General features: G+C 63.1%; 21 protein-coding genes. 4 read left to right on the top strand and 17 right to left on the bottom strand.

The genetic code is table 11. The features are described 5' to 3' along the window. The first annotated feature begins 5 nt into the window (after positions 1 to 5). On the top strand, positions 6 to 2,429 hold the full coding sequence (locus tag AC1TPF_RS24475; protein WP_482145532.1) for a CaiB/BaiF CoA-transferase family protein: 2,424 nt from the start codon (positions 6 to 8) through the stop codon (positions 2,427 to 2,429). Positions 2,430 to 2,534: 105 nt separating this feature from the next. On the opposite strand, the gene AC1TPF_RS24470 is transcribed toward AC1TPF_RS24475, so the two are convergent. The 17 genes from AC1TPF_RS24470 to AC1TPF_RS24390 form a co-directional block, all read right to left on the bottom strand. Further along, entirely contained in the window at positions 2,535 to 3,776 is a 1,242-nt protein-coding gene (locus AC1TPF_RS24470; protein ID WP_482140004.1) for a cytochrome P450, read from the bottom strand. A gap of 61 nt (positions 3,777 to 3,837) precedes the next feature. Beyond that, the gene (locus AC1TPF_RS24465) at positions 3,838 to 4,032 is read right to left on the bottom strand and encodes a ferredoxin (RefSeq protein ID WP_482145531.1); all 195 of its coding nucleotides are present in this window, start codon (positions 4,030 to 4,032) and stop codon (positions 3,838 to 3,840) included. Further along, positions 4,029 to 4,889 carry an SDR family NAD(P)-dependent oxidoreductase gene (locus AC1TPF_RS24460; protein WP_482145530.1) on the bottom strand — a complete coding sequence of 287 codons (861 nt, stop codon included), beginning with the start codon at positions 4,887 to 4,889 and terminating at the stop codon, positions 4,029 to 4,031. Before AC1TPF_RS24460 ends, AC1TPF_RS24465 begins: the two co-directional genes overlap by 4 nt. Continuing rightward, the gene (locus AC1TPF_RS24455; protein ID WP_482140010.1) at positions 4,889 to 5,773 is read right to left on the bottom strand and encodes an alpha/beta fold hydrolase; all 885 of its coding nucleotides are present in this window, start codon (positions 5,771 to 5,773) and stop codon (positions 4,889 to 4,891) included. The genes AC1TPF_RS24460 and AC1TPF_RS24455 overlap by 1 nt, the downstream gene beginning before the upstream one ends. After that, complete coding sequence (locus AC1TPF_RS24450) at positions 5,770 to 6,414, bottom strand: NADPH-dependent FMN reductase (protein ID WP_482140012.1); 645 nt, start codon at positions 6,412 to 6,414, stop codon at positions 5,770 to 5,772. Before AC1TPF_RS24450 ends, AC1TPF_RS24455 begins: the two co-directional genes overlap by 4 nt. 6 nt (positions 6,415 to 6,420) lie before the next feature. Next, a complete protein-coding gene (locus tag AC1TPF_RS24445) occupies positions 6,421 to 7,416 on the bottom strand; it encodes a cyclase family protein (protein ID WP_482141387.1) in 996 nt (331 codons plus the stop codon). A 43-nt stretch (positions 7,417 to 7,459) separates the two neighbouring features. Continuing rightward, complete coding sequence (locus tag AC1TPF_RS24440; protein WP_482140014.1) at positions 7,460 to 8,326, bottom strand: coniferyl-alcohol dehydrogenase; 867 nt, start codon at positions 8,324 to 8,326, stop codon at positions 7,460 to 7,462. A 25-nt stretch (positions 8,327 to 8,351) separates the two neighbouring features. Next, a complete protein-coding gene (locus tag AC1TPF_RS24435; protein WP_482140016.1) occupies positions 8,352 to 9,656 on the bottom strand; it encodes an LLM class flavin-dependent oxidoreductase in 1,305 nt (434 codons plus the stop codon). Positions 9,657 to 9,658: 2 nt separating this feature from the next. Continuing rightward, complete coding sequence (locus AC1TPF_RS24430) at positions 9,659 to 11,458, bottom strand: FAD-binding protein (RefSeq protein WP_482145529.1); 1,800 nt, start codon at positions 11,456 to 11,458, stop codon at positions 9,659 to 9,661. Positions 11,459 to 11,493: 35 nt separating this feature from the next. Then, the gene (locus AC1TPF_RS24425) at positions 11,494 to 12,447 is read right to left on the bottom strand and encodes a 3-carboxyethylcatechol 2,3-dioxygenase (protein ID WP_482145528.1); all 954 of its coding nucleotides are present in this window, start codon (positions 12,445 to 12,447) and stop codon (positions 11,494 to 11,496) included. Next, the gene (locus AC1TPF_RS24420) at positions 12,404 to 14,113 is read right to left on the bottom strand and encodes a bifunctional 3-(3-hydroxy-phenyl)propionate/3-hydroxycinnamic acid hydroxylase (protein ID WP_482145575.1); all 1,710 of its coding nucleotides are present in this window, start codon (positions 14,111 to 14,113) and stop codon (positions 12,404 to 12,406) included. Before AC1TPF_RS24420 ends, AC1TPF_RS24425 begins: the two co-directional genes overlap by 44 nt. A gap of 30 nt (positions 14,114 to 14,143) precedes the next feature. Next, positions 14,144 to 15,007 carry an alpha/beta fold hydrolase gene (locus tag AC1TPF_RS24415; RefSeq protein WP_482145527.1) on the bottom strand — a complete coding sequence of 288 codons (864 nt, stop codon included), beginning with the start codon at positions 15,005 to 15,007 and terminating at the stop codon, positions 14,144 to 14,146. 51 nt (positions 15,008 to 15,058) lie between these two features. After that, positions 15,059 to 16,129, bottom strand: a complete 1,071-nt coding sequence (locus AC1TPF_RS24410) for a phosphotransferase (RefSeq protein ID WP_482145526.1) — start codon at positions 16,127 to 16,129, stop codon at positions 15,059 to 15,061. A gap of 18 nt (positions 16,130 to 16,147) precedes the next feature. Continuing rightward, the gene (locus AC1TPF_RS24405; RefSeq protein ID WP_482140023.1) at positions 16,148 to 17,350 is read right to left on the bottom strand and encodes a cytochrome P450; all 1,203 of its coding nucleotides are present in this window, start codon (positions 17,348 to 17,350) and stop codon (positions 16,148 to 16,150) included. Positions 17,351 to 17,653: 303 nt separating this feature from the next. Continuing rightward, complete coding sequence (locus AC1TPF_RS24400; RefSeq protein ID WP_482145525.1) at positions 17,654 to 18,643, bottom strand: LacI family DNA-binding transcriptional regulator; 990 nt, start codon at positions 18,641 to 18,643, stop codon at positions 17,654 to 17,656. A gap of 150 nt (positions 18,644 to 18,793) precedes the next feature. Next, the gene (locus AC1TPF_RS24395) at positions 18,794 to 20,404 is read right to left on the bottom strand and encodes an FAD-dependent oxidoreductase (RefSeq protein WP_482145574.1); all 1,611 of its coding nucleotides are present in this window, start codon (positions 20,402 to 20,404) and stop codon (positions 18,794 to 18,796) included. A gap of 109 nt (positions 20,405 to 20,513) precedes the next feature. Next, positions 20,514 to 22,061, bottom strand: a complete 1,548-nt coding sequence (locus AC1TPF_RS24390) for an AMP-binding protein (RefSeq protein ID WP_482145524.1) — start codon at positions 22,059 to 22,061, stop codon at positions 20,514 to 20,516. Positions 22,062 to 22,499: 438 nt separating this feature from the next. On the opposite strand from AC1TPF_RS24390, the gene AC1TPF_RS24385 reads away from it, so the two are divergent. Genes AC1TPF_RS24385 through AC1TPF_RS24375 form a run of 3 tightly spaced genes read left to right on the top strand, consistent with a single transcriptional unit; the run spans position 22,500 to position 26,123 of the window. Then, positions 22,500 to 23,870: a cytochrome P450 gene (locus AC1TPF_RS24385; RefSeq protein WP_482145523.1), complete on the top strand. Its 1,371-nt coding sequence runs from the start codon at positions 22,500 to 22,502 to the stop codon at positions 23,868 to 23,870. Continuing rightward, a complete protein-coding gene (locus AC1TPF_RS24380; RefSeq protein ID WP_482145522.1) occupies positions 23,867 to 24,967 on the top strand; it encodes an amidohydrolase family protein in 1,101 nt (366 codons plus the stop codon). The genes AC1TPF_RS24385 and AC1TPF_RS24380 overlap by 4 nt, the downstream gene beginning before the upstream one ends. Positions 24,968 to 24,977: 10 nt before the next feature. Then, entirely contained in the window at positions 24,978 to 26,123 is a 1,146-nt protein-coding gene (locus AC1TPF_RS24375; protein WP_482145521.1) for an amidohydrolase family protein, read from the top strand. Position 26,124: the final 1 nt, after the last annotated feature.

The following is a 26,124-nucleotide window of genomic DNA, read 5'->3' as shown; positions in this document are numbered from 1 at the left end:
TCCTGATGCCTACTGCCGGTCGCGGATACCCGCTCGACGGATACGTGGTTGTGGATCTGTCGGTGGGTATCGCCGGGGCGTACTGCACCAAGCTTCTGGCCGACGGCGGTGCCGAGGTCATCAAAGTCGAACCACCCCAGGGTGATCCGTTGCGCAGGTGGTCCGCCTCGGGCGCGCGGATCGCGCCGGACTCCGATGGCGCCCTGTTCAGTCACCTGGCCTGCTCCAAGGACAGCGTCGCGGTCGACCCCGACAACCCCGACGATCTCGAACTCCTGGAAAAGCTGCTGACCGGGGCCGATGCGGTTGTGTGGTCGCGTGACTCGCGCATCACCGAGCAGCCATTGTTGACCGCCGAAGAGATCCATCGCAGGTATCCGCACTTGACCGTCACCGCGATCACGCCATTCGGCTTGGCGGGACCGTGGAGCGATCGGCCGGCCACCGAGTTCACCTTGCAGGCCGCCTCGGGTGGCATCGTCGGGCTCGGTCGAGGATCACCGGACCGGGCGCCCGTCCACGTCGGTGGCCAGGTGGGTGAATGGCTCACCGGCGCTTACGCGAGTGTGGGGACACTCGCATCGAGAATCGGCACCACCGACAGCGGTATCGGCGACTTGGTCGACGTCTCGATGCTGGAGACCGAGATCCTCTGTCTCACCTACTATTCCGTCAGCTTCTTCGATGTTCTACAGCGACCGTTCCGAACCAAGCGCGCCACCAGCGTTCCCGGTGTGGCCACCGCGGCCGACGGGCTGGTGGCGCTCGGCTGCGGCACCATGCAGCAGTGGTTCGACCTCGCGGTCATGGTCGGGCATCCGGAGTGGATTGATGAGGAATCGACACTCACACTCACCGACCGGGCTCAGCAGCACGCGCCGGACATCTACGCCTGGCTGTCCGAGCAGGATGTCGATGGCATCCGCGACTTCGCCAGTGCGCTGCGCATTCCCAATGCCCCGGTCGTCGATGGTGGGAATGCGACTGCGCAGGACCATTTCCGAGAGCGTCAGAGTTTCACCACGAACCCGCGGGACGGATTCGACCAGCCCACTTCGCCTTTCCGGATGCAGCCGGCGCAGCTTCGTCCACCGGAGCCGGCACCTCACCTCGGCGAGCACACCGAGTACCACCGTGCCGAGCCACTGCGCCGGCGCGCAAAACCCACGAATCCCCAGGCCCAGAAGCAACTTCCTTTTGCCGGGCTGCGGGTTCTGGACATGACCGCATACTGGGCCGGCCCGTCCTGCACGCATTTTCTCGCGATGCTCGGCGCCGAGGTGATCCACCTGGAGTCGACCCGACGGCCCGACGGAACCCGGCTCATCGCGGGTGTTCCCGTCACCGAAGACCAGTGGTGGGAAAGATCGCCCATCTTCTCTGGCCTGAACACCAACAAGAAGAGCCTGACCATTGACTTCCAGACCGACCGTGGGCAGCAACTGCTCCGAGAACTCGTGGCGACGTCCGACATCATCGTCGAGAATTACACGCCGCGAGTACTCGATCAGATCGGTCTGGACTTCGCCGGAGTCCACGCCCTGCGCCGCGACGCAATCATGGTGCGGATGCCGGGCTTCGGTCTCGACGGGCCCTGGCGGGAGAACCCGGCATTTGCGTACGTCATCGAGGATGCGTCCGGATTGACTTGGCTGACAGGCTATCCCGATGCCAATCCACTCGAGCCGTATTCTCTGGGTGATCCGAATGCCGGAATCCATGCGCTGGGCGCACTGTTATTGGCCTTGGAGCACCGCGAGCGCACGGGAGAAGGTGTGCAGGTCGAGGTCGCGATGGTCGACGCGGCGCTGGCCATCGCCGCCGAGCAGGTCACCGAGTACTCGGCATACGGGAACATCCTGCAGCGGGATGGAAATCGAGGACCCGTGGCCGCGCCGCAAAACCTCTACCTGACCGCCGACGTCGATGAGTTCGGGCGAAATGACTGCTGGATCGCGGTGGCGGTGGCCACCGACACTCAGTGGACCGCAATGCAAAAAGCGCTCGGCGGACCCGAGTGGGTGACGGACCCCCGGTTCGACGACGCCGCCGGTCGTCGCCGCCATCACGACCTCATCGACGCCGAACTCGCCGCCTTCTTCCTGATGATGAGCAGCGAGGGCGCCGTCGAACTACTCTGCGAGGCCGGGGTACCCGCGGCGAAAGTCATGCAGCCGCACCGGACAATCGAAATTCCGCAGCTTGCGTTCCGAGGGTTCTTCGAGCAGGTGGATCATCCGGTCAACGGCCCCGCGGCCCACAGCACCATACCGATCCGGTTCACCGACAGCATCGACCACTTCCATCAGACGCCGGCACCACTCCTCGGTGAACACAACCAGCAGATCTTGTCCGAGCTCGGACTCACCGATGACGAAATCGCCGCGTTGCAGACCGACGGCATCATCGGCACCTCACCCGATCGATAGTTCCCCAGCGCAGACGCTCCATCTGTACGAGGACGCTCCACAAATTTGTGGAGCGTCCTCGTACAGATGGAGCGTTTGCGGGGTGGGGTGGGGTGGGTTCGGGCGCTACCAGGTGACCGGCAGCTGATAGACACCGAAGGCCAGGCGGTCGTGCTTGAACTCGACCTCTTCGAACGGAATTGCCAACTTCAGGTTCGGGATCCGCCGAAGCAGGGTCTGGAAGACGATCTGCAACTCCACCCGCGCGAGCTGCTGACCTACGCACTGGTGAACACCGAAGCCGAAGCCCACCTGCTGGCGGGCGGGACGGAGAATATCCAGCTTGTCGGGCTCGGGAAACTCCCTGGCATCCCAGTTGGCCGGGGCCAGGTCGATGATGATGCCCTCCCCCGCCTTGATCGTCTTGCCGCCGATCTCGATGTCCTCCACCGCAACTCGCCGTTGCCCGTTCTGAATGATGCTCAGATAGCGCATCAGTTCTTCAACAGCGTTGGCCAGCACCTTCGGGTCATCGGAGTCACGCAGCAGCGCAAATTGTTCCGGGTTCTGCAGCAGCGCCAGCGTGCCGAGCGAAATCATGTTGGCACTGGTCTCATGGCCGGCGATCAGCAGTCCGGTGCCGAGCTGCGCGGCCTCCCGCATGGTGATTTCTTCGGCGCGAACCCGCTCGGCCAGTTCGGTCACGATGTCCTCGGCCGGTTCGTCCATTTTCTTCTTGACCAGCTTGATCAGGTACCTGGCCAACCCGGTCCGACCCTCTGCCGCCTGCTCGGCCGAGGCAAACCGGCTCACCCCCGTGGTCGCGTGCGCCTGGAAGAACTCGTGATCCTCGTAGGGCACGCCCAGCATTTCGGTGATCACCAGGGACGGCACCGGCAGCGCGAGCTCCTCGACCAGGTCGGCGGGTTGCGGGCCGGCCAGGATCGCGTCGATGTGCTCATCGGTGATCCGCTGGATGGCCGGACGCATCGCGTCGACGCGCTTGAAGGTGAAGGGACGGGTCAACATTCGACGGAACTTGGTGTGCTCCTCACCATCGGAGGTGAAGACCGACCGCGGACGCAGATCAACCGTCGACAGCATGCCCTCATTCCAGTGTGGGAAGCCCGGGCGCCTGTCGTCGACGCTGACCCGCGGATCACCCATCAGAGCCTTCAGCTCGGGGTAGCCCGTGACCAGCCATGGAGTGCTGCCGTCCCAGATCCGGACGCGGCTCAACGGTTCGGTGTCCGTGAGTGCCCGCACCTGCGGCGGAGGTGCGAACGGACACTGCGCCGACCGCTCCATCGGGTAGTCCGGAACGTCCCCGGTTCCTTCGATTGTGGTGCTGGGCAGCGAGTCAGACATGGTCACTCCTTTGGGGGGTTATCGGAAGATCGAGGGCGGTACGCGGGCGCTACGGATGCGCTCATTCCTCCACGTGGATGGCCATTGCGGGACATACCGCCGCTGCTTCTCTGACGTGACCATGCAGTTCGACGGGTGGATGATCGTCGAGCAACTCGACGATCCCGTCGTCATCACGTTGATCGAAAACATCTGCCGCCTCGAAGACGCACTGTCCGGCAGCAATGCACTTGGATTGTTCGACCGTCACTTTCATACGGGCCTTCTTTCTCCGTTGCTGTGGGCAGCGGCAGACGACTTGTCCGAGAAGTTCCGCTTCTTCAACGGTTTACCGGCGACCGTGCCACCGTCGACCGGTAGGACCGTTCCCGTCACGTAAGAGGAACGATCACCACCGAAGTACAGGGCAACTTCTGCCACGTCCCCGGGCTCGCCGTCCCGCTTGAGTGGCCGGTCGGCCTTCATGGCCTCGCGCACGCCCCTGGTGAACCGCTCCCCCGCCTCCGGCGGCATCTTTGCCGCGGACGTGGCGAGCAATGAGGTGGGAATGTTGCCCGGTGCAATGCAATTGACGCGAATGTCGTACTCGGCCAGTTCGATGGCCGCCGATTTCGTGAAGTGGATGGCGGCGGCTTTGGACGCCCGATAGGTCATCACACCGCCGCCTGCCAGCACGCCGCCCACCGACGACACGTTGATGATCGAGCCGCCGTTGGCAGTTGCCATGTAGCGGGCTGCGTTTCGGGTACCGAGCATCACCCCGAGGAGGTTGACCCCCATCACATGATGAAAGTCGGCCAGGTCATCCTGCAGGAAGTTCTTGTGCATGACCCCGGGGACTCCAGCGTTGTTGACCATGATGTCCAGTGCGCCAAACGTATCCACCGCGACCGAGACGAGCTGTTCGACCTGCAACGGGTCGGAGACATCTGTCGTTTGGAATAGCGCTTCGGGCCCATACGCGGCGGCGAGGGATTCGCCACCGACCCGGTCGGTGTCCGCGATCACCACGCGGGCCCCTTCGGCAAGGAACCTCTCGACCGTCGCGGCGCCGATCCCCGCGGCCCCGCCCGTCACCACTGCGACCTTGCCTGACAGTTCGCCCATCGCCATCACTTCCGTTGTTCGGTCGTGCGCGCACTCGCGCACTGGTTCTCGAAGAATTCGATGAGAAGTCGGCTCACCGCGGCCGGCTGTTCTATCTGTGGGCAATGACCGGCCTGTGGGATCACCGCCGCGGAGCCCGCCCGCACCTGGTCGGCCAGTTCTTTTGCCCAACCTGGCGGCAGGAGTTTGTCGCACTCACCCTCGACGACCAGTGCGGGCACCTCGATCCGCTCATGGGGCCGACCAGTCGTCACCGGAGGTGTCGTCGCCAGTCCCGGCCGCCGGAATCTGGCTGCCGCCACCGCTTCCCATGCTCCCGGCGCTGTGGCGGACTCGTGGCGCCGACGTACATAGTCGTCATCCGCCGCGTATCTCGCGTCGTGGAACAGTGCTTCCACAATCTGGCGCATCGCCGGCATGGTGGCGTCGTAGTCGTACAGCGCGTGCATGTGTTGGCCCTGCTGGATTTCTCCACCGCCGCACATGGCCACCAGGCTCCGGACCGGTAGCAGCGGACGGTCTGACGTGAGGTCGGCCAACAGCATGACCGCCCCCATCGAGTTTCCGACGAAGTGGGCCGAGTCCACACCCAGCACCCGACACCAGGCTGCGATGTGCCGTATTCGCAGTCCGCGGCCGTCATTGAAGTCGACCACCTTCGCCGATTCGCCGAAGCCCAGCATATCGGGTGCGAGAACATGAAACCGCTCGGCGAGAGGATCGAAAATGCGCTCGAAGCCCAACTCTGCACTGGCACCGAACTCTCCACCGTGCAAGAGCACCACGGTCGCACCCGAGCCGCCTTCGAGGTAGCTGGTCAAATGCCCGTCAACCACCACATGTCGGCGTGAAATATGGTCGGTCGAGCACCGGCCGGCCGAGACCGTCATGACCGCCGCCCACCCGCGCTCGCGAAGGTCAGCACCTGCCCGGCCAGCATGTCCAACTGCCCGCGGACCGCCTCGTCCGTCAATTCGCCTGATTCATCCCAGATCTGGTCAGCGGAGTTGATCGCAACGCCCAAAGGTGTCGGCCAGGCCCGCAACGCGTGCCCAATCGACCGGAGTTGCCCCAGCGTGCCCACGGCCGCCTGCCAGCCGTAGGCGCAAGAGATGCAACCCCACGGCGTGTTGTCCAGGTATGCCCGCGGTTCGTCGCGCAGGTCCTCGATGTAGTCGATCGCATTCTTGATCAGCCCCGAGACGCCACCGTGGTAACCAGGGGACGACACGATCACCGCGTCGGCACTGCGCAGGGAATCAACCAGTTTGCGCGCCTGCGGCGTCCGTTCCAGTTCGTGCGGCGAGTACATCGGCATGTCGAGGTCGGCGCCGCTGTAGATCTCGGTACGTCCACCTTGCCGCTCGATCGATTCGAGGCAGAACCGCAGCACCCGCTCGGTGGACGAATTGGTGCGCAGTGTGCCGCCGAGTCCGACCACCAGGGGTCTGGCTTCGGACCGCACTGCCGAACCGGACGTTGCCACGTTCGGCGCCGTCGCCCTGTTTGTCGCCGTCGTACTGTGTGTCATCGTGGGCTACTTGATCGCTATCGGATTGACCGGCGACCCCACGGCCCCGGTGACGCGCAAAGGTGGCGCGATCAACTGGAACTCGTAGATACCGTCGGCCGCGCAATCGGCGGCCAACGCATTCAGATCCCAGTATTCGCCGAGCATCAACCCCATGTCGCGCAGACAGAGCATGTGCATCGGAAGGAACGTCCCCTCGACTGCCGAGACCGGATCCTCGACCATCAGGTTGTCAGCTGCGACCGCGGCCACTTCGTGATCGTGCAACCACGATGCGCAGGTCCAGTCGAGTCCGGCTCCGGGTTCGGATCCGGCACCGGTGGTGAGGAATCGTGCCCACCAACCTGTTCGGACCAGGACAACGTCACCGCGTCGGATGGTGACCCCCTGAGCCCGAGCGACGTCGTCGAGTTCGGCAGGGGTGATCGTCTGTCCGTGTTCGAGATACAAGTCGGCCCCGCGATGGCGGACGACGTCGAGCAGCACCCCGCGGGACGTGATCCCTTTGCCGTCGACCTTGTCGATCCCACAGTGCTTGGCACCCATGCTCGTCACCGAATCGGCCGGAAAGTTGTTGTACAGCTTGTCTTCGTAGTACACGTGGGACAGAGCGTCCCACTGTGTCGCGGCCTGCAGCGGCATGATGATCATGTCGTCGTTGAACCGGAACGGATTGTCCTCGCCTGCAAAGAAGCCGCTCAGTTCCTGGCCCACCGAGTTGATATCCCAATCCGCGCAGTGCTTGAGCAAGGTTTCGGCGTCGCCGCCGTCCACCGTCATCACGTGGACGGGATTTTGCCGAAATTTGAAGGCACCCTGGGGACCGGACGATCCGAAGTCGACCCCGAGCGGAAACACCTTGCCCTGCTTGACCAGGGACGCCGCTTCGGCCACCTTGTCGGCCGTGATGAAGTTGAGGGTGCCGAGTTCATCAGCGCTGCCCCACCGGCCCCAGTTCCGGACCTCGTCTGCAACGCGGCGAAAGTCTTTCATGGTGGACATCGCAGTCGGTTCGACGGTACTGACTCCGCTGTGGTCGCTCATGTCAATTCCTTGCGTCAGGTGTATGTACTTGTTGGTCGGTGGCCTGGATGGCTCCAACAGGGTCACGCATCTCATTGCTGTTCACGATTCCGCCGTCAACCCAAAGAACTTGGCCTGATACGTAACTGGCGGCATTGCTACCCAGAAAGACCAGAACTGCCGCTTGTTCTTGCGGGGTCGACACGCGCCCCAGCGGTTTCGGTATGTCGTCAAGGTACTCCGGGCCGTACGCCGTGCGCAGCTGATCGAGTATGGGCGTCTCGGTCACCCCGGGAGCCGTGCAATTGATTCGGATACCCTGCGCACCAAAGTATTCAGAGTTTCGAATGCAGTAGTGGATGATCGCCTCTTTGGACAATGTGTAGCCACCATTGGCATGTGCTTCCGGATGGTCTCGACACCACTGCACTCCCTCGGCCATCGACCTGGTTCCGAGCAGTTCGGCAACGGTGGCCCGATTGTCGCGATACCCGGACGCGGCCATCGAAGAGACGCAGGAAATCGAAGAGCCGTCCGGCATCCGGCCCACCAGCGATTCGGTCAGATACCGCATCCCGAGGAAGTTGATCGTCACCACCAGAAGCGAATTCCCGATCCCCGAGGAAACCCCGGCAATGTTGAAGAGAGCATCCACCTCACGCTCGCCGATCGCAGCGATGGCGCGGTCGATCGACTCCCGATCAGCGAGGTCCACCTGATGGAACTCGCTGATCGGAAAGTCCTGGCCCGGCGCAGCTATGTCGAGACCGATGACTTCGGCACCCAGCTCGGCACTCTGCCTCGCGACCTGTTCACCGATGCCCGATGAGCATCCGGTGACCACGACACGACGGCCGTCGTAGCGCAACAGCTGGTCTAGATGGCCCATGACCGGAATACCTGCGCCGTGGCAATCACTGTGCCGCTGCCTCCTTTGCGGCCTGCGCCGCCTGGACCCGGCCTTCGTTGATCTCCGCCATGGCCTCGGGAATTTCGCTCGCGGTGAAGCTTCCACCGCGACCGGTCGGCAATCCGCCGAACGAGTAGTTGGGGTCGAACTCCGGCGCTCGCGACTCCGGGCGGCGGGCCTCGACTTTTTCGATGACCGGGGCAAGTCGCTGCGCCTTTGCCTTGACGGCCTTTTCGTCCCGCTCGATGAATTCCGGGAGGACCTCTTTGCCCATGAGTTCGATCGACTCCATCGTCGCTTCGTGACACCTCGGATTGAGCAGCAGGATGATTTCGTCGACCCCGCTCTCCTCGTAGCCACGCAGGAACTCGCGAACCATCTCTGGCGAACCGATGGCCCCGCGGCCCGGACCGTAGGCCAGGGTGTCGTCATTGGCCACCTCTTCGAGGTAGCGTTCCCACACACCGGTGCGACCCGGAACATGCTGTCCGGTCATGTAGTAGTGCATGATCCCGAAGGAGAAGAAACCGCCACCGAGTCCGAGGCGATCAAGTGCCTGCTTCTCCGTCGGCGCGACCATCATCGACAGGTCCCCGCCGATCGCGAGGATGTTCGGGTTGATCTCCGGCGTCGACGGGACGCCGCGCTCTTCGAATTCCTGGTAGTACGAGGCCACTCGGTCGCCCAACGGTCCGGGACCGGTGTAGGCGAAACTCAGTGCGCCAATGGCCTTTTGCGCAGCCATCTGCACCGACGACGGGCGGGTACAGGCAACCCACACCGGCGGATGCGCCTTCTGCATCGGCTTCGGGATCACGTTGCGGGCCGGCATCTCGATGTGCTCACCCTTGAATCCGGTGAACGGTTCCTCGGTCATGCAGCGAATGGTGACCTCGAGGGCTTCCTCCCACTGTCCACGCTTGTCCGCCGGATCGATGTTGAACCCGGCGAGTTCGGCAACGGAGGACGATTCACCAGTTCCGAACTCCACTCGGCCACCGGAGATGAGGTCGAGCGTCGAGACGCGCTCGGCGACACGTGCGGGGTGATTGATCAGCGGCGGCAGATGCATCACACCGAAGCCGAGTCGAATGTCCTTGGTCCGTTGGCTGGCAGCGGCGAGGAACATCTCGGGTGCCGTTGAGTGGCAATACTCTTCGAGGAAGTGGTGTTCGGTGAGCCATACCGTCGAGAATCCCGCCTTGTCGGCGGCCTCCACCTCGGCCAAGCCCTCTTGGAACATCTTGTATTCGTCGTCCTGCGTCCACGGACGTGGCAGCGCGAACTCATAGAACAAGGAAATCTTCATGGTTACCTCCGATGGGAATGAAACGGTTGTGAGGGAAGAACGGAATCTTCGTGCTGTGTAGCGTCTTCGCCGGGTGGTGCGTTCTCCGCGATATGACATGCAGCGACATATCCAAAGGTCATGGCCGGCCCGATGGTGGCCCCGGCCCCGGCGTAACTCCGGCCCATCACCGCCGCGGAGGTGTTGCCCACCGCGTACAGACCACTGACAACGGAGTTGTCGTCGCGCAGGACGCGGGCGTGTTCGTCGGTACGGAGTCCACCGGAGGTCCCGAGATCACCCAGCACCATCCGGAAGGCGTAGTACGGCGGCTTCACCAGCGGATACAGGTTGGGGTTGGGCAATGTCGGGTCGCCATAGTAGTTGTCGTAACTGCTGTCACCGCGGTTGAAGTCGTCGTCATGGCCTCGCCGTGCGAGGCCATTGAAACGCTCTGCGGTCCTGGTGAGTTCGTCGATCGGCACCCCGATCTTGGTGGCGAGTTCCGCCAAGGTGGAACCTTCGTGGACAACTCCTGATTGCAACCACTCCTTCGGCATCTTGCGCCCGGTGGGTACCGGCGCGAACGGAATCTTGGGTAACGGCAGGTGTCCTGCCACGACGTACTTCGCCCACGACCGTGAGTCCGTGATGAGCCAGCAGGGAATGTGGGCAACACCTGTCTTCTCGCCTTCGATCATCGCGTGGCTGAAGTCCATGTACGGCGCCGCCTCGTTGCAGAATCGGCGCCCGGCACCGTTGACCACGAACTGCGACGGCATCATCCGTTCGTTCAGCATGAACTGCATTCGGCCGTCGGGCCATTGAATCGCCGGAAACCACCAGGCCTCATCGAGTAATTCTGTTGCGGCCCCGACTTTCTCGGCCGCCCGGATCCCGTCACCGGTCGCCAACGGATTTCCGAAACTCCAATCGTCTGCCAGGACCGGCTGATGTTCTCGGCGCCAGTTCATGTCGTGATCGAATCCCCCGGTCGCGAGAATCACGGCCCGGCGGGCCCGGATCCGCAACGTGGCCCCCTCGTGTTCGACCACCGCGCCCAGCACCGACCGATCAGGACCTTCGATCAGCTCGATCATCGGCGAATCCAGCCAGAGCGGGATGTTGTGCTCTTTCATGGCCAGCCGTAGCCGCGCCACCAACGATTGGCCGATGGCGGCGATCCGGTCACCGAACACATGGGCCCGGAACATGCGCCACAGCAGTTTGAACAGGACAGCCTTGCCCGCCCAGGACTGCCGGATCCGATAGAACGCACGCAGATCCTTCGGGCCCAGCCACACACCCTTCGGCGCAAGCGCCAAGGGCGTCAACAGGTTCTGTTCTTCATCGCCGAGCTCTTGGAGGTCGATCGGTGGAACGTTTATGGTGCTGCCACGCTCGGAGCCCCCCGGCAGTTCCGGGTAATAGTCCGCATAGCCCGGTTTCCAGACGAACTCGAGCCAGGGGCTCGACTTCTCCAGGAAGCCCATCATCTCGGGGGCGGTCTTGACGTACTGCGCGATACGTTCGTCACTGACCAGTCCACCGGTGATCGCACGCAGGTACTCCTGCACCTCGGCCGGATCCGGCACATACCCCTCGCGGCGCTGGGCGGGGGCGCCCGGAACCCAGATGCCACCTCCTGACAACGCGGTCGAACCACCGAATTGCGAACCCTTCTCCACCACCAGGGTTTCCAGACCGGCGTCACCGGCCGCCAGTGCCGCAGTCATCCCACCGCCACCTGACCCGATCACCAGCACGTCGACTGTTTTGTCGTAGTCGCTGCGGGACGTGCTCACCGCTACGTCTGAATCCACCACTACGTCCTCCTCTCCGGTTGTCGGTTCGCTTGTCATGGACGGACCCCGGCACTGCGCGTCGCAGATCGGATCGCAAATCCGGCAATCAGTTCGGGTGCGGCCCGGTAGTAGCGCACCGGTGTCTCGTAGGGCCCTTGAGTGGCCATCGCCGCGAATGCGGCCACCCAGGTACGGATCTCGTGTGCCGAGTTGCCGGCCTCACTGCTGATCTGCGCGTTGGACCAGCCATCGAACTCGTCGAGCCGGCCGGAGTCGATGATCTCCAGGAATTCGCGGTCCCAATCCGGATTCAATGGTCGAAGCGGGCCGCGGCCTGCGGCAAAGTCCTGCGCTGCCTCGATGACGGCACTCTGTCGGGCCGAACGTTGCTCGGGTGTCTGGCTGCCGCCGTGCACCATTCGCTCGCGGACACCGCCGGTAGCCGTGGCCAGCCGCGGTACCGGCGGATCGTGCGACAACCCACCTGAGCCGATGATGAGTACCCGCTGTTCGAGAGCTGCGAGATAGTTGCCGACTGCCTCACCCAGTGCCCGCACCCGGCTCAACGGACCGAGCGGCGCCGCAACGGAATTGACGAAGATCGGTATCACCGGCAGTGCACGCGAGTCACCGAGCAGACGTTGCAGAGGTTGGACGGTCCCGTGGTCGACGTCCATCGATTCAGAGACCGCAACATCGACACCGGCTTCGAGCACTGACCGCGCACACGCGTCGGCAAGGTCTCGTGGGACATCCAGCGGATCGGCCTGCGTTCCGTAGTCACCGACGCCGCGAGCGGCATTGCCGATGCAAAAGGGTGGCATCACCCGGTAGAAGAAGCCGTTGTAATGATCCGGCGAAAAGATCACCACCAGTTCAGGATCCCAACGCCGAACGAAGTCGGCGGCCTCTTCGAGGGCGGCCCCGACGTCGTCGACGAGGTCCGGCGGTGTGCCCGGGAGTTCAAGCAGGGGGCTGTGCGAGACGCAGCAAAGTGCCAGCGGCATCGGTATCCCCTTCCCCTGGTCCGGCCTGCCCTGATCTGACCTGCCCTGCTCCGAGTACGCCGAGCAGTGCGGCACTTGTTTCCGGGGCACGTTGTGCGATACAGGCTGCGGCTATACATCGGTCCGGCCGCAGGAACAGAACCGAGTCGGTATGCGCGTCGAACCAGCGCTTCACCTGACCGCTGCTGTCGCCGATCACGATCACGTCGGGATCATCGTGACCGGTCCATTCGAGCTGGCACTGCGGCCGGGCCGTGATGAATCTGGCGCCCTGGGCTTTCCACGCCGCGAACTGCTGATCGCCCAGCACGGTGCGCGGATGGTTGTTCCAGCACAGCACCGCGAACCAGGCACCCAGCACGTCGTCGAGCAGAACCCCTGTGCGATCGCGGGTGTCCACCCGCGGCTGAATGAACAGGGTTCCCACCGCCGACCGAGCTGGACGGGGTTCGGCATGGACCACCGCACCCTGCTCATACCGGGGCATCGGCTTGAAGCGCATGGTCAGCACGTAGTTCTTCAGGGCCGGGAGCACGGACGCACCGCGGATCAGCAGATCACGTGCCGCGGCAACCCGCCTGTTCGTCGGCGAGATGACCTTGCCCACCATGGTCGACAGATCGATCATCGCCCGGGCATGGCTGCGTCGTTCGCTGTCGTAGGTGTCCAGGAGAGCGTCATCGGCGCGACCGGTCACCACTGCGGCCAGCTTCCATCCGAGATTGGCCGCGTCGCGGATCCCGCTGTTGTAGCCCTGGCCCTGCCACACCGGCATCAGATGTGCGGCGTCACCGGCCAGCAGTATCCGGCCTTTCCGGAAAGCACTGGCGATCCGGGAGTGGTGCGTGTAAACCCGACGCCGGATCACATCGAGTTGATCCGGGTACGGCACGAGTGGCGCAAGCAGTTTCGCCAGAAACTCCGGTCTCTGCGCGTCCTCGTCGCTCTCGCCGGAGTGGATCATGAACTCGAACCTGCGAATGCCGTGGGCGATCGACACCGACACGTTGGGACGCGCCGGGTCGGCGGCCACCTCGATGTTCGGGTGACCGAGCGGGTCGGTCGCCAGGTCGACGACCAGCCATCGTGTCGGCGATGTCGTCCCCTCGAACGACACCCCCATCAAATGCCTTGTCGCACTCCGCCCGCCATCGCATCCGACCACGTAGCGCGCTCCCACGGTCCGGCGTCCTCCGGTACCGGCGAGTTCGACCACCACAACGTCTCCGGTGTCGTCGGCCGCCACCATCGGAGAATTCCAGGCCACCTGAACATGATCGAAACGCCTCAGCCCGGTCAGTAGCTCCGCGTCGACCAGAGGCTGAACAAATGCGTTGCGCTTGGGCCATCCGAATGAGGTATCGGTGGGCGCGATTTCGGCCAACAGCCGCCGTTTCGCGTCGACAAACCGCAAGATCTGGTTCGGGCTGGTGTGCGGGAGTACTTGTTCGACCAGGCCGATCGCCTGGAAGGTACGCAGGGATTCGTCGTCCAGACCCACCCCCCGCGGATAGTCGATCAACGTGTTCCGCTCATCGACCACCAGTGTCCGAACATTCTGGAGACCAAGGATGTTGGCAAGGGTGAGCCCCACCGGGCCGGCACCGACGATCACCACATCGAACTGCGCCGTCTGTGGCGCGCGACCGACCCGGTCCTCCCCGATCGTCCCACCGTCGATTGCGGATGACACGCCTCAGCCTCCCAACAGGAACTCGAGGTGGAGCGCGTTGAAGGTCTTTGCGTCCTCGTACTGCGGCCAATGCCCACAACCGGCCATCACCTCGAAGCGCGAACCGGGGATCATGGACGCGATCCGCCGCCCCTCGTCGACGTTCGCGGTCGGATCGTCAGTGGTCCACAGCACCAGGGTCGGCGCGGTGATGCGCCCGTAATCGGCCGGGCCCAGGATATTTCGGGCCCTGATGTCTGGATCTTGCAACGCCATGATGTCGCTCATCGCATCGACGAATCCCGGTTGCCGGTAGATCCGCTGCCTGCCTGCGACAATGTCGTCATAGTCCTTCGACTTGTCTGCCATCAGCCACTTGATGCGGGCCTGCACGGTCTCCCAGGACGGATTCTGCGCAGCGGCCATCGACAGGTCGATGATCCGTTTCATCACCACCGGATCGGCCTGCGATCCCCCGGCGGTGTTCAGCACGAGCCGGTGGACGCGCTCCGGGTGGTCGGCGGCAACCCGCGAAGCCACCCAGCCACCCAGCGACTCACCACTCAGACTGGCCTGCCCGGCGCCGATGGCATCGAGAAATCCGAGGTAATGATCTACGTAGTGCGGGATTTCGAGCGGATGACCCGGCTTGCCGGTGTAGCCGTGCCCCAGCATGTCGATCGACCAGGTCGAGAAGTGCTCGGAGTGTGCCTCCAGATTGCGCACATAGGCTTCGGCGTGACCGCCTGACCCGTGGAGTAGCACCAGGACCGGCTTGGTGTCATCCCCGGCATGTAGGTAACGGGTCCGAATCCCGCCAACCGTCAGGTATCCCTGCTCAAAGGCAACACCCTGGAGGTCACTCCAGATGCTTTCATGTTCTGGCACTTGTCATCTCCGGTGTCTGGTCGGTGCAGTAGACGAGTCTTCGCGATGAGATCAGGTATCGAAGCTCTCGAGAGCCTGCGCTGTCTCCAGATCCGAGTAGGCCACCGAATAACGTTCGGCGAGTGCGATTGCGATGTCCGGCCGTTGCCACAATTCGCCGGCGCTGGCGGTGCACAGCCAAACAGCCAGACCGTGTGCCACCGAGGCGCGGTACTGCCGCCAGACCTCGTTTCGACTCGGAAGCTCGTCGGCGGAGAGCCCGAGCGCCCCGCGATACTCTTCGAGGAGGTCGCGTTCGTGATTGCGGCGGTCGTCGATTGTCAACGCGCCCTGCAGGAAGTAGCCCAGGTCGAGACCGAAGTTGCCGCGTCGAACCACCTGCCAGTCCAGGAATCCCACATCGTCGCCGGGTAGCACATATGAGTTGCCGATGTGTGCGTCACCATGCAGCAATGTCTGGTTCGACGTGGTCAGCGTGCGGATATACGGCGCCCAGACCGTGTTGATGAGATGATCGATGGTCAGCGCCTGAACCTCGGGAGGTGCAGCGGCACCGAGTCGTTCCAGGGCGGCAGGCAGCGGCGCGTATTCCATACCGGGCCAGGGCACAAACGGCTCGACCCAGCTCAATTCAGGGCGCTGAAAACGCACACCCCAGTACGCTCCGTGCAGTCGAGCAAGTCCACGGACTGCGCTCGCGGCCTGCGCCACCGACATGGGTCGGGTCGCGTCGCGCGGATCGGCGCCACGTGTGGTCAGGTCCTCCATGACGAGGACGAAGTTGTCATTGGTCTCGTCGGTCAGCGAGGCGTAGACCGTCGGATGTTCCAGCGGGAGTTCGATGTTCGAATTGAACAGGCGGGGCTCGTGATAGAGCCCGCTGGTGAGTGCGATCAGTTCGGTATGTGCCGGATCGGCCCCCTTCACGAACACCGTCGCGGGCCCGGCCCCTGACGAGTAGGTCAAACCCAACCGTGCTCGGCGGTTGGTTCCGTCGTCGCGCAGCACCACCTCGACCTGATCCACCACCGCACCCGGGTGATGTCGCGAGATCGCAGTGGTCATCCACTCACCCGTGATCTCGTCCCACGACCTGGGTACGGGCAGCTCGGTGGTTGTCATGGGTTCACTTTCACGTGATCAGCGGATGATGGCGGGCATCGCGTCCCAACCCCGGACCGTCGAGGTCGGGGACAAGGTCGCGCGGGTGAGGTCCACGTCCCATTCCGGGAATCGCTTCAGAATCTCTTCCAGCGCAATCCGTCCTTCCAGACGGGCCAACGACGAACCGAGGCAGAAATGTGTGCCGATACCGAAGGCAAGGTGCGGGTGGACTTCGCGATTGATGTCGAAAACATCACCGTTCGGCGGGAACTGGCGATCGTCGCGGCATGCGGAGGCCAGCAGCAACATCATCACGCTGCCCGCCGGTACGGTCTGGCCGTAGTATTCAACGTCGCGAGTCACATACCTCGACGCATGCGGCCCTGGCGGCTCGAACCGCAGCAGCTCTTCAATCGCCTTGGGTATCAAGGAATTGTCCTCGACGAGCTGGCGCCGCTGATCCGGATGCTCGGCAAGAACCTTGCCGGCCCATCCGATCAGCCGGGTGGTCGTCTCGTTGCCCGCTCCGGCAACCACATTGACATAGGTGAGCAACTCTGCGCGGGTGAGTTTGCGGGTCGTCCCGGTCTCATCTTCGAACTCGACGTTGAGCAATTCGGTCACGATGTCATCGGAAGGATGTTTGGCGCGCCAGTCGATGTAGTCGGCGAATATCTCACCGGTGTCGATCCCTTCCTCGGCGGCCTTCATCGGTTTGCCCGCCTCGGTACGCATCTGGGCATTGGCGTGTTCCCTGATGGCCACCTGATCTGCCTCCGGGATTCCGATCAGCATCCCGATCACCCGCATCGGCATCTGCGCGCCGAGATCGGCGACGAAGTCGAACTCTCCGGCACCGATCAATGGATCAAGACTGCGAGCACAGAACTCGCGAATCTTCGGCTCCAGCTCAAACACCTTGCGGGGCGTGAACATTCGAGCCAAGAGCTTTCGGTGAACGGTGTGAACCGGCGGATCCTCGAAGATCAGCACACCGGGCGGGATGTCGATGTTCGCCCTGATCAGCTCGAGAATCGCACCACGCGCAGAACTGAATGTGGTGGGGTCTGTCAGCGCGCCGTGGACATCGGCGTAGCGACTGAGCAGGTAGAAGTCGTGTTCGCTGTTGTAGTAGAGCGGCACCTCTTCCCGGAGCCGACGAAACATCGGATACGGATCAGCGTTCAATTCCACGTCGTATGGGTCGAAATGCACATCACTACCAGCACTCACCGTCACCGGATTTCCCCTCCCTCTGTGCCGCACACGCATGCTCGGCACGCTTCGCAGACCACTCTTCAGATCCGAAAGTGGCTGATGTTCTTCGCACGGTCCATCCCGGGGGCAGCCACCCGAATTGCGGGCCCTACATGCGCCGGAACACTTCAACTTGTTGCAAGGATTGGTTTTGAACTGATTCGAGCTTTGAACTGACTGTGTACTTTGAACTGAAAGGGAGCTTACACGCGTAAGTGACTCGCGTCACCAAGTTCGCGGAAGTAGTTCTCCGGACAATTTCAGATGTGTTCTGACCAGGCGAGATCAGGTCGACTGGCGCTGGATCAGTTCGAAGACGTTCGCGCTACTGGGATCCTCATCGGGGAGATACCCGAGCTCACGCATCATCGCTGCCACGGCGGCGTCGACGATCGCACCGGCGTGGATTTTCACGGTGGTCAGCGGCGGATTGCTCACCGGCCCGAGCGTGCTGGCCTCACCGCCGATGACGGCGATGTCCTGCGGGCATCGCAAGCCCGCCTCACGTAGCCCGTGGAGCACCACAAACGCGGCCTCGTCGCTCGCGCCGTAAATGGCGGTCACACCGCTGTCCGCCCACTCGGTGACGATGGCCGCCGCATTGGACCCACTGGGCTCGAATGACCCGACTGTGACTTCGGGGAGCCCGCGCTGCCGGGCGGCCGCACGAACGCCGTCACGACGAAAGCCGTTCAGTGCCAGTTGCTTGGGCACGTCGACGCCGGCAAATGCCAGATTGCTGTGCCCTCTGGAGATCAGGTGATCGACGACCAGTTCACCCACGGATAGGTTCAGCGAATCGAACCCCTCCAGGTGGGTACTGACCACGTCGATATGCCGGATACCGGCAGCCTCGACTACCGCAAGCGGTTCACCGGACAGCGGAAAGATGCTGGTCACCGCAATCGGGTTCAGATTTGCGATCGCGCCACTCATGCTCGCCGGATCCTTGGTCTCGAACTGCAACGAGACGACCACGCCGTGTTTGGCGAGCGCGGTTGTCAGGCGACTGCCGACCTCGATCGGCAGCTCACTGAGCGCCATGCGTGGCAGCACGTACAGCACCACACCGCTGCCGCCCACGGCGAGGTTGCGGGCGGCCAGATTGGGCCGGTAGCCGAGCGTCTCGGCGGCGCTGCGCACCACGGCCTGGGTTTGGGCGGAGATCTTCTGACCGGCGACGTTGTTCAGGACGTAGCTGACGGTCGCCGGAGAAACCTTGGCCAGGCGGGCGACATCGGCTTTGGTCGGCCGCGAGGGCCCCTTGACGCCCACTGCCACCTCCGGCCTCACAGTCTGTTCGCCACCGTGGCCCACAGAGCGCGTGTGCGCCGGCGGGGGGTGCCTCGGTGCGAGATTATCAATACACCGGCGACCGCGCCGCGTACGACTCGATCAGAACCCGGCAAATCCGGCAGCGCCCACCTACAACGACGCGCCGGTTGCAGCCCGGTGACCTGCACGAAGCCCCCAGACCATGCCGGGACCGATCGTGCCACCGGCGCCGCCGTACGCGCGTCCGGTCACACCCGCCATGGCGTTGCCGACAGCAAAGAGTCCGTCGATCACCCCGCCATCGACATGCAGGACCCGCGCATCACGGTCGGTCCGCGGGCCACCCTTGGTTCCCATGGCGCCCACCGTCACCGGCACGGCGTAGAAGGGGCCGGTGTCAAGGGGTCCGAGGGTGCGGCCTGCGGCGGTCGGCGCATTCTCGTCACCCCACCATCCGTCATAGGCACTCGCGCCACGGCCGAACTCCGGATCCATCTCGGCCGCGACATTCCGATTCCACTCCGTCACCGTTCTTGACAGGCCGTCGGAATCGATTCCCACCTTCGTTGCGAGTTCACGTAAATCTTGAGATTCCGAAAACCATTCTGGAACCTCATCTTTCGGATCCACTCCCAGAAAACCGAATCGCTTGAAATGCAGAGCGTCGAACACGATCCAACCGGGATCGTTGACGTAGCCGCCTTTGGGGTCCAAATAATGGAACGCTCCGGCCATCGAATTGTATTCTGATGCCTCGTTGACAAAACGCTTACCGGCGCGGTTGACCATGATGCTGCGCGGACGAGTCCGTTCCAGCCGAACGCTTCGGCTGCGCGGTCTGCCCTCGATCAGATCTCCGGGGATCCGCACGATCGGCACCCACCACGCCTCACTCATGTTCCCGAGGTCGGCACCGAGTGCCATCGCCATCCGGAGCCCGTCACCGGTCCCGTTCGGCGGCGACACCGGACCGTGCATCGGCCCGCGCAGATAGGACTTCACCAGCGTCGGATCCCACTCAAAACCGCCGGTCGCCAGGACGACTCCACGTCGCGCCTTGACCGCAAACTCACTGTCCCCCTGGATCATCTGCGCTCCGACCACGCGACCGGATTCAGTGATGAGACGATGCGCTCGGGTACCGGTCTCGGGGACGACACCCACGTCGAGCAATCCCCGGAGCAAGCCCCCGATCAGCGCGGCACCGGCCACACAGATACTCGATGAATCCGAAACATCCACCGCTGCATTGAGTCTTGCTCTCGTCTCGGCGTCAAAGCCGACGTTGCTCCAATCGGCGGGAAAGGTGGTGATCCGATTCTTCCACTCCCCCAGGCGATTGAGATCGAAGGGGATCGGACTCAGCGATCGCCCGCCCGAAGGCCTGCCGCCGGGTAACTCCGGCTTGTAGTCCGGAAACCCGTCCGCGATCTCGAACCGTAGTGCGCTGTGCGCCTCGACGAAGTCGACCGTCGCCTCACCGGTTCGGACGAAGTCCTCGACGAGTTCGTCGTCCATCGAGTCCAGCGACTGCGCCCGCAGGTAACTCAGGGCGTCGTCGATGGTCAGCTCACCGTCGGGACTGCGGTGATGCGCGGGGATCCAGGCGATCCCACCCGAGACCGCACTCGTGCCACCCACGGTCGCCGCCTTGTCGTAGATTGCCACGGAGGCGCCGGCATGCGCGGCAGACAACGCCGCCGTCATCCCGGCGGCACCGGTTCCCAGCACGAGTACGTCAACCTCGCGGTCGTATGACACAGCCTCCGCGCCTGCGGTGCGCTCGCCGACAGGATGACGATCGTAGATGTCTGACACGAGATGTCCTTTCATATTGTTGGCGACAATCGCGCCAATATCGTCGCCGGAATCAGCGCGTTTGCTGCGATTCAAATAGATTCTGGCGACGGATCAAATGCTTTTGCACTTTTCCACTCGGGGTTCGCGGAAAGTCAGCCAATTCGGCGATTTGTTCAGGCCATTTATGCCTGACAACCCCACATCTTTCGAAATGCGAGCGCACATTATCCAAGGCCGGGAGTTCATATCCTTCGCGAACCCGAACCACTGCGGCGGCGTGCTCACCGACCCGCGGATCAGGAACGGCGACCACTGCAACCTCAGCCACCGCAGGCATCCGCAGGAGCACTTCTTCGAGCTCGAGGGCACTGATGTTCTCACCACCCCGAATGATGATGTCGGCTTTTCGGTCCGTGATGGTCAGGCACCCGTCAGCGTCGATCACGCCGACATCCCCCGTCCGGTACCACCCCTCACTGTCGAAAGCCGCTGCGGTCAACGCCTCGTCGGTGTACCCCATGAACAGGTCCGGACCTCGGCTGAGGATCTCGCCATCGTCGTCCAACCGGACCTCGACACCTGGCATGGGATGTCCGTCGGTCAGTAGTCGGAATCGCTGCGGAGCGTCGAACGGTGAGCCCGTGATCGACGGATGTTCAGTGCTCCCGTACGCACGAAATGCCACTATTCCCAGGTCAGTAAGCCTTCGCGTGAGCGCCGGGGATACCGGGGCACCACCGAGGCCCACAAACCGAACGTGTGCGAGATGTTCGGCGGTGAAGTCGGGATGATCGAGCAGGCTGGTCACGAAGTACGGCGGCCCACCACCCACAGACAGGCCATTGCTCTGCATCAAGGCCAGAGCCCGCCCCGGATCCCAGACGTCGATGAGGTTCACTGGCTTGCGATTGAGCACGGGGATGAGAAGCGCACCGACCATGCCGATGAAGTGGCCTACCGGAGTCGCCGTCAACGCGGTGCCGGTGTCCTGGGCGTTCTGCGCCACCAGTTGCCGCGTCTCACAGCCAAGGGTCTGATGACTGTGAACCACCCCTTTGGGCGCGCTGGTCGTTCCAGAGGTGAACGCGATGAGCGCGGGGCCATCGGGATCAACCGGAACCGCGCCGATCATCGGCTCGGCGCCCAGGAGATCGTCGAAGTCGCGGCCGACCACGCCGACGATGGGCACGTCAGCCGCGACGTCCGGCTCATAGACCAATCGGCCGAATCGCTCTGCGGTGATGAAGACCGCAGGCCGGGCGACCGCCAAGATGTAGTCGACCTCGCGTCGTCCATAGATGTGGACGATCGGCACGACGACCGCACCGAGCAGGCTCGATGCCCAGAAGGTGGCGGCAGCCTCCATCCAGTTCGGCAGTTGAAACGCCACCACGTCACCCGCCTTGACGCCGCGCGAGCGAAGCCCGGTAGCGAGCCGGCGGGCGATCAGTTCGACGTCGGCGAAGGTCCCCGACCACGGCCTCGACTCGGAATGCACGGTGAACGAAAGGTCCCGGGTTCCGGCCAGTCCGTAGTCCAGCATCTGTCCGATGGACTCCCCGCTCCACCAACCTTCCGCAACATAGCGAGCGCGCACATCACCTGGGATCTCCCGCATCGTCGACGCTCACTCCCTGTTTCGAGACCTATCGCGTGGCGAAAACCGACCACCCACGAGTTGATGAGAATTCAGTACGGATGTGCCAATATCGGTCGAGAATCAACGGTTTACGGCGGATTCGATCACCCCTGCCCGCCGGTCGCGGATGACCAGAAACCTTGTTGCAGAATCGCTCGTAGAGTAGCATTCTCGCAAACCACAAGATCGTTCTTCGGGAATGAAATAACATTCCTAATACCGGGATGGCTTCGGCCGCAGGCCCGTCGATAAAGGTTACCGAGACGAACCGACCGGTGTTTTATGAATAGATCAAATAGGCGAAGGGGACGGGTTTCATGGGACACCTCGACCGCGGCGGATTTCCTCGAGTGCCACGCCAACTCACGGCGCACCCGATCGCTTTCGACACTGTGACGTAAAGGAAGGACATCTCACTTGAGCACCGAACAATCGCCTGACCAATACACCGGAGACCCGACAACACGGAACGGTCTGCACTTCGATCGCCATACGCCCGAGTACCGACTCCAGTTCGAGTCGATCACCTCCGAGATGCATCAAAAGTGCCCACTTGCCTGGACCGAGACCTACAACGGCCATTGGGTGGCGGCAGGCAACAGTGAGGTCTTCGAGCTCGCGCGCTCCACTTTCGTATCGAATGACAACGACATCAACGGAATTCGCAAGGGCTACAGGGGAATCAGCATTCCCCCACCCGAGCACGGGCTGATCACGCGGGGTGGCATGCTCGAAATGGACGAACCCGAGCACCATCACTACCGCCAGGTCCTCAACCCATACCTGTCACCCGCTGCGGTGAAACGGTGGGAACCCTTCATCAAAGAAGTGGTCGACGCCAGTATCGATGAGAAAATCGAAAGCGGGACAATCGATTTCGTTGATGATCTGGCCAATGTGGTGCCTGCGGTGCTCACGCTGGCGATGCTCGGTGTCCCGCTGGACAAGTGGTCCATTTATTGCGAGCCCGTGCATGCCTCCGTGTACACGCCGGTCAATTCGCCCGAAGCGGTCCGAGTCTACGAGCTGTATCAGGAGATGGGCCTGGACCTGATGTCCAATGTGGCCGAGATCCGTGAGAACCCACGGCCCGGCTTGATCCAGGCACTGGTCGACATGCGGATCGACGGGCAGCCGGCACCGGACCTCGAAGTGCTCGGCATGCTCGGTCTCATCATCGGCGGCGGCTTCGACACCACCACGGCGCTCACCGCACATGCCCTCGAATGGCTCTCGGAGAATCCCGACGAGCGGACCCGCCTCAGCGACGACCGCGACGATCTCTTGAATCCGGCCACCGAGGAGTTCCTGCGCTACTTCACCCCTGCCCCCGGCGATGGCCGGACCATCTCGAGTGACTGCACCGTCGCCGGAGCCGACCTCAAAGAGGGTGAGCGGCTGTGGCTTTCGTGGGCAATGGCAAACCGCGACCCGGACCTCTTCCCAGAACCCAACTCCATCCAGCTCGACCGCGGCGCCAACCGGCACTACAGCTTCGGTCTCGGAATCCATCGCTGCATCGGATCAAACGTTGCACGGACGGTGTTCAAATCCATGCTCCTTGCGGTACTCGACCGCATGCCCGACTACAAGTGCGACCCCGACGCAGCCGTGCACTACGACACCATCGGCGTCATCCAGGGCATGCGCCACCTACCCGCCACGTTCACGCCAGGCCCCAAGCTGGGTCCGGGTCTCGACGAGACTCTCAGAAAACTTCAAAAGCTCTGCGCCGAACAGGAACTCGCCGCACCGATCACTGTCCGACGCAAGGAGGGCAGCCGATGAGGACACACCCCGACGGCATCACCACACCCGTCATAGACACCAGCGTGCACATCTTCTTCACGTCGAACAAAGACATGCGCAGCTTCCTGCGAGAACCTTTCAAGAGCCGCGGCATCCCCGACGCCGAGATGGATTGGTACGGCGCACCGGGTGGCGAGTATGCGCCCGGCACCCGTGGCCCGGGCCGCGGTTATCCGGGCTCGGATCCGGAACTCGTCGCGCAGCATCTGTTTGTCGACCGCGGCGTCGACGTGGCCATCCTGCACCCGATGACCCGCGGCATCCTGCCCGACCGTCATCTGACCAGCGCGGTGCTGGCCGCCCACAACCAGATGATGGTGTCGCGCTGGCTGGAATCGGCCGAATTCGGTGATCGCTTCCGGGGAACCATCCGGATCAATCCCGAGGATGTCACCGGGGCCCTGCGTGAAATCGACCGCTGGAAAGATCATCCACGTGTGGTCCAGCTCGGTATCCCACTCCAGTCGCGCGAGCTGTATGGCAAACCCCAGTTCTGGCCGATCTGGGAGGCCGCAGCGGACGCGAATCTCCCGGTGGCAGTTCACATCGAGACCGGGGAGAGCATCGCTTTCCCCCCGACTCCGTCAGGTCATGCCCGGACATACGAGCAATACCTGGGTTTCATGGATCTGAACTACATCTATCACCTGATGAACATGATCGCCGAGGGTGTCTTCGAGCGGTTCCCGGGACTGAAGTTCGTGTGGGCCGATGGCGGCGCCGACCTTCTCACGCCGTTCATCTGGCGGATGGACACGTTCGGTCGCCCACATCTCGAGCAGACACCGTGGGCACCGCGCATGCCCAGTCATTATCTGCCCGACCACGTCTACTTCGTGCAGAGCAGCATCGACGGTCCCGGTGACACCGACTTCGCCGGAGAGTGGTTCGGCTTCACCGGAAAAGACGACATGGTGATGTTCGGCTCGAGTTATCCCCATTGGCACTGCAACTCATTGGATACATTGCCCGACTCGTTGAGCACCGGACAACGAGAGAAGCTCTGTTGGAAAAATGCCGCCTCGATCTACGGCATCGATGTCTCGGCCACACTGGCCGCACCAGAGCTGGCGTGAAGGAGAAGCCATGACCACCACAGAGATTCACGATCACACACCCGACACCGAGATGATTCCGGTCCGGGTTGTCGACTCCGATGTCCACCCCGTACCGCGACGCGGCGAGCTGGTCGACCACATCCCGGAGCCGTATCGCAGCGAGTACTTCCTCAGCCACAAGGTCGGGGAAACGATCATCTACGACGCGCCCGACTATGCGCACTCCTACGCGATGCGGGTCGACTCGTTTCCGGCGGACGGCGAGTTCCCCGGCAGCGACCCGGAACTGGCTTTTCGTCAGCTGATCATCGACGCCGGTTCGGACATTGCGATCCTGGAACCGAGCGTCAAGGCGACGCGGCTCCCCGAAACAACTGCGGCGCTCGCCACCGGGGTCAACAGCTGGTTGGCCGCCCACTGGCTCGACCCCCACAACAACTGGCATCAGCGCTGGCGCGGGTCGATCTGCGCCGGCATCGACGATCCCGCGGCCGCCGTCCGCGAAATCGAGAAGTGGGCCGGGCACGAGTACATGTCCCAGATCCTCATCAAGGCCGAACCGCGTCCGGCCTGGGGCAATCCCGCCAACGACCCGGTGTGGGCGACCGCGGTCAAACACGACCTCCCGGTCAGCTGCCATCTGGGCCGCGGGGCATTCGAGACGATGCCGATGCCGCCGGTGGGGTTCCCGAGCTACAACCACGACTTCATGGTCACCTACTCGCTCCTGGCTGCGAACCAGATCATGAGCCTGATCTTCGACGGGGTCTTCGACCGTTTCCCGGCGCTGCGGGTGGTGTTCGTCGAGCACGCCTTCACGTGGATCTTGCCGCTGATGTGGCGGATGGACGCCATCTACGAGGCCCGCAAGTCGTTTATGTCGATCACCCGCAAGCCATCGGAGTACGTGAAGGAACACATCAAGTTCACCACCCAACCGCTGGACTACCCGGAGGACAAAACCGAACTGACCCGGGCCTTCGAGTGGATGGAGGCCGACAAGATTCTGCTGTTCTCCTCGGACTATCCGCATTGGACGTTCGACGACCCCCGCTGGCTGGTCAAGCATCTCCCCCGGCATGCCCGTGACGCGGTGATGTTCCGCAACGGTATCGAGACCTATCACCTGCCCGAATACGTTCCGGCCCTCAAAGATCAGGTCCGGGTGTTCTGAG

This window comes from Williamsia sp. Y853 (assembly GCF_056786495.1).
This window is presented reverse-complemented; position numbering and strand designations above follow the sequence as displayed.

Coding starts and splice junctions, on each gene's coding strand:
- AC1TPF_RS24410 (WP_482145526.1), bottom strand. CDS start 16,129: ATGACAACCACCGAGCTGCCCGTACCCAGGTCGTGGGACGAGATCACG.
- AC1TPF_RS24440 (WP_482140014.1), bottom strand. CDS start 8,326: ATGGGCCATCTAGACCAGCTGTTGCGCTACGACGGCCGTCGTGTCGTG.
- AC1TPF_RS24380 (WP_482145522.1), top strand. CDS start 23,867: ATGAGGACACACCCCGACGGCATCACCACACCCGTCATAGACACCAGC.
- AC1TPF_RS24470 (WP_482140004.1), bottom strand. CDS start 3,776: ATGTCTGACTCGCTGCCCAGCACCACAATCGAAGGAACCGGGGACGTT.
- AC1TPF_RS24460 (WP_482145530.1), bottom strand. CDS start 4,889: ATGGCGATGGGCGAACTGTCAGGCAAGGTCGCAGTGGTGACGGGCGGG.
- AC1TPF_RS24435 (WP_482140016.1), bottom strand. CDS start 9,656: ATGAAGATTTCCTTGTTCTATGAGTTCGCGCTGCCACGTCCGTGGACG.
- AC1TPF_RS24450 (WP_482140012.1), bottom strand. CDS start 6,414: ATGACACACAGTACGACGGCGACAAACAGGGCGACGGCGCCGAACGTG.
- AC1TPF_RS24455 (WP_482140010.1), bottom strand. CDS start 5,773: ATGACGGTCTCGGCCGGCCGGTGCTCGACCGACCATATTTCACGCCGA.
- AC1TPF_RS24465 (WP_482145531.1), bottom strand. CDS start 4,032: ATGAAAGTGACGGTCGAACAATCCAAGTGCATTGCTGCCGGACAGTGC.
- AC1TPF_RS24390 (WP_482145524.1), bottom strand. CDS start 22,061: ATGCGGGAGATCCCAGGTGATGTGCGCGCTCGCTATGTTGCGGAAGGT.
- AC1TPF_RS24425 (WP_482145528.1), bottom strand. CDS start 12,447: ATGCCGCTGGCACTTTGCTGCGTCTCGCACAGCCCCCTGCTTGAACTC.
- AC1TPF_RS24475 (WP_482145532.1), top strand. CDS start 6: ATGCCTACTGCCGGTCGCGGATACCCGCTCGACGGATACGTGGTTGTG.
- AC1TPF_RS24445 (WP_482141387.1), bottom strand. CDS start 7,416: ATGTCCACCATGAAAGACTTTCGCCGCGTTGCAGACGAGGTCCGGAAC.
- AC1TPF_RS24375 (WP_482145521.1), top strand. CDS start 24,978: ATGACCACCACAGAGATTCACGATCACACACCCGACACCGAGATGATT.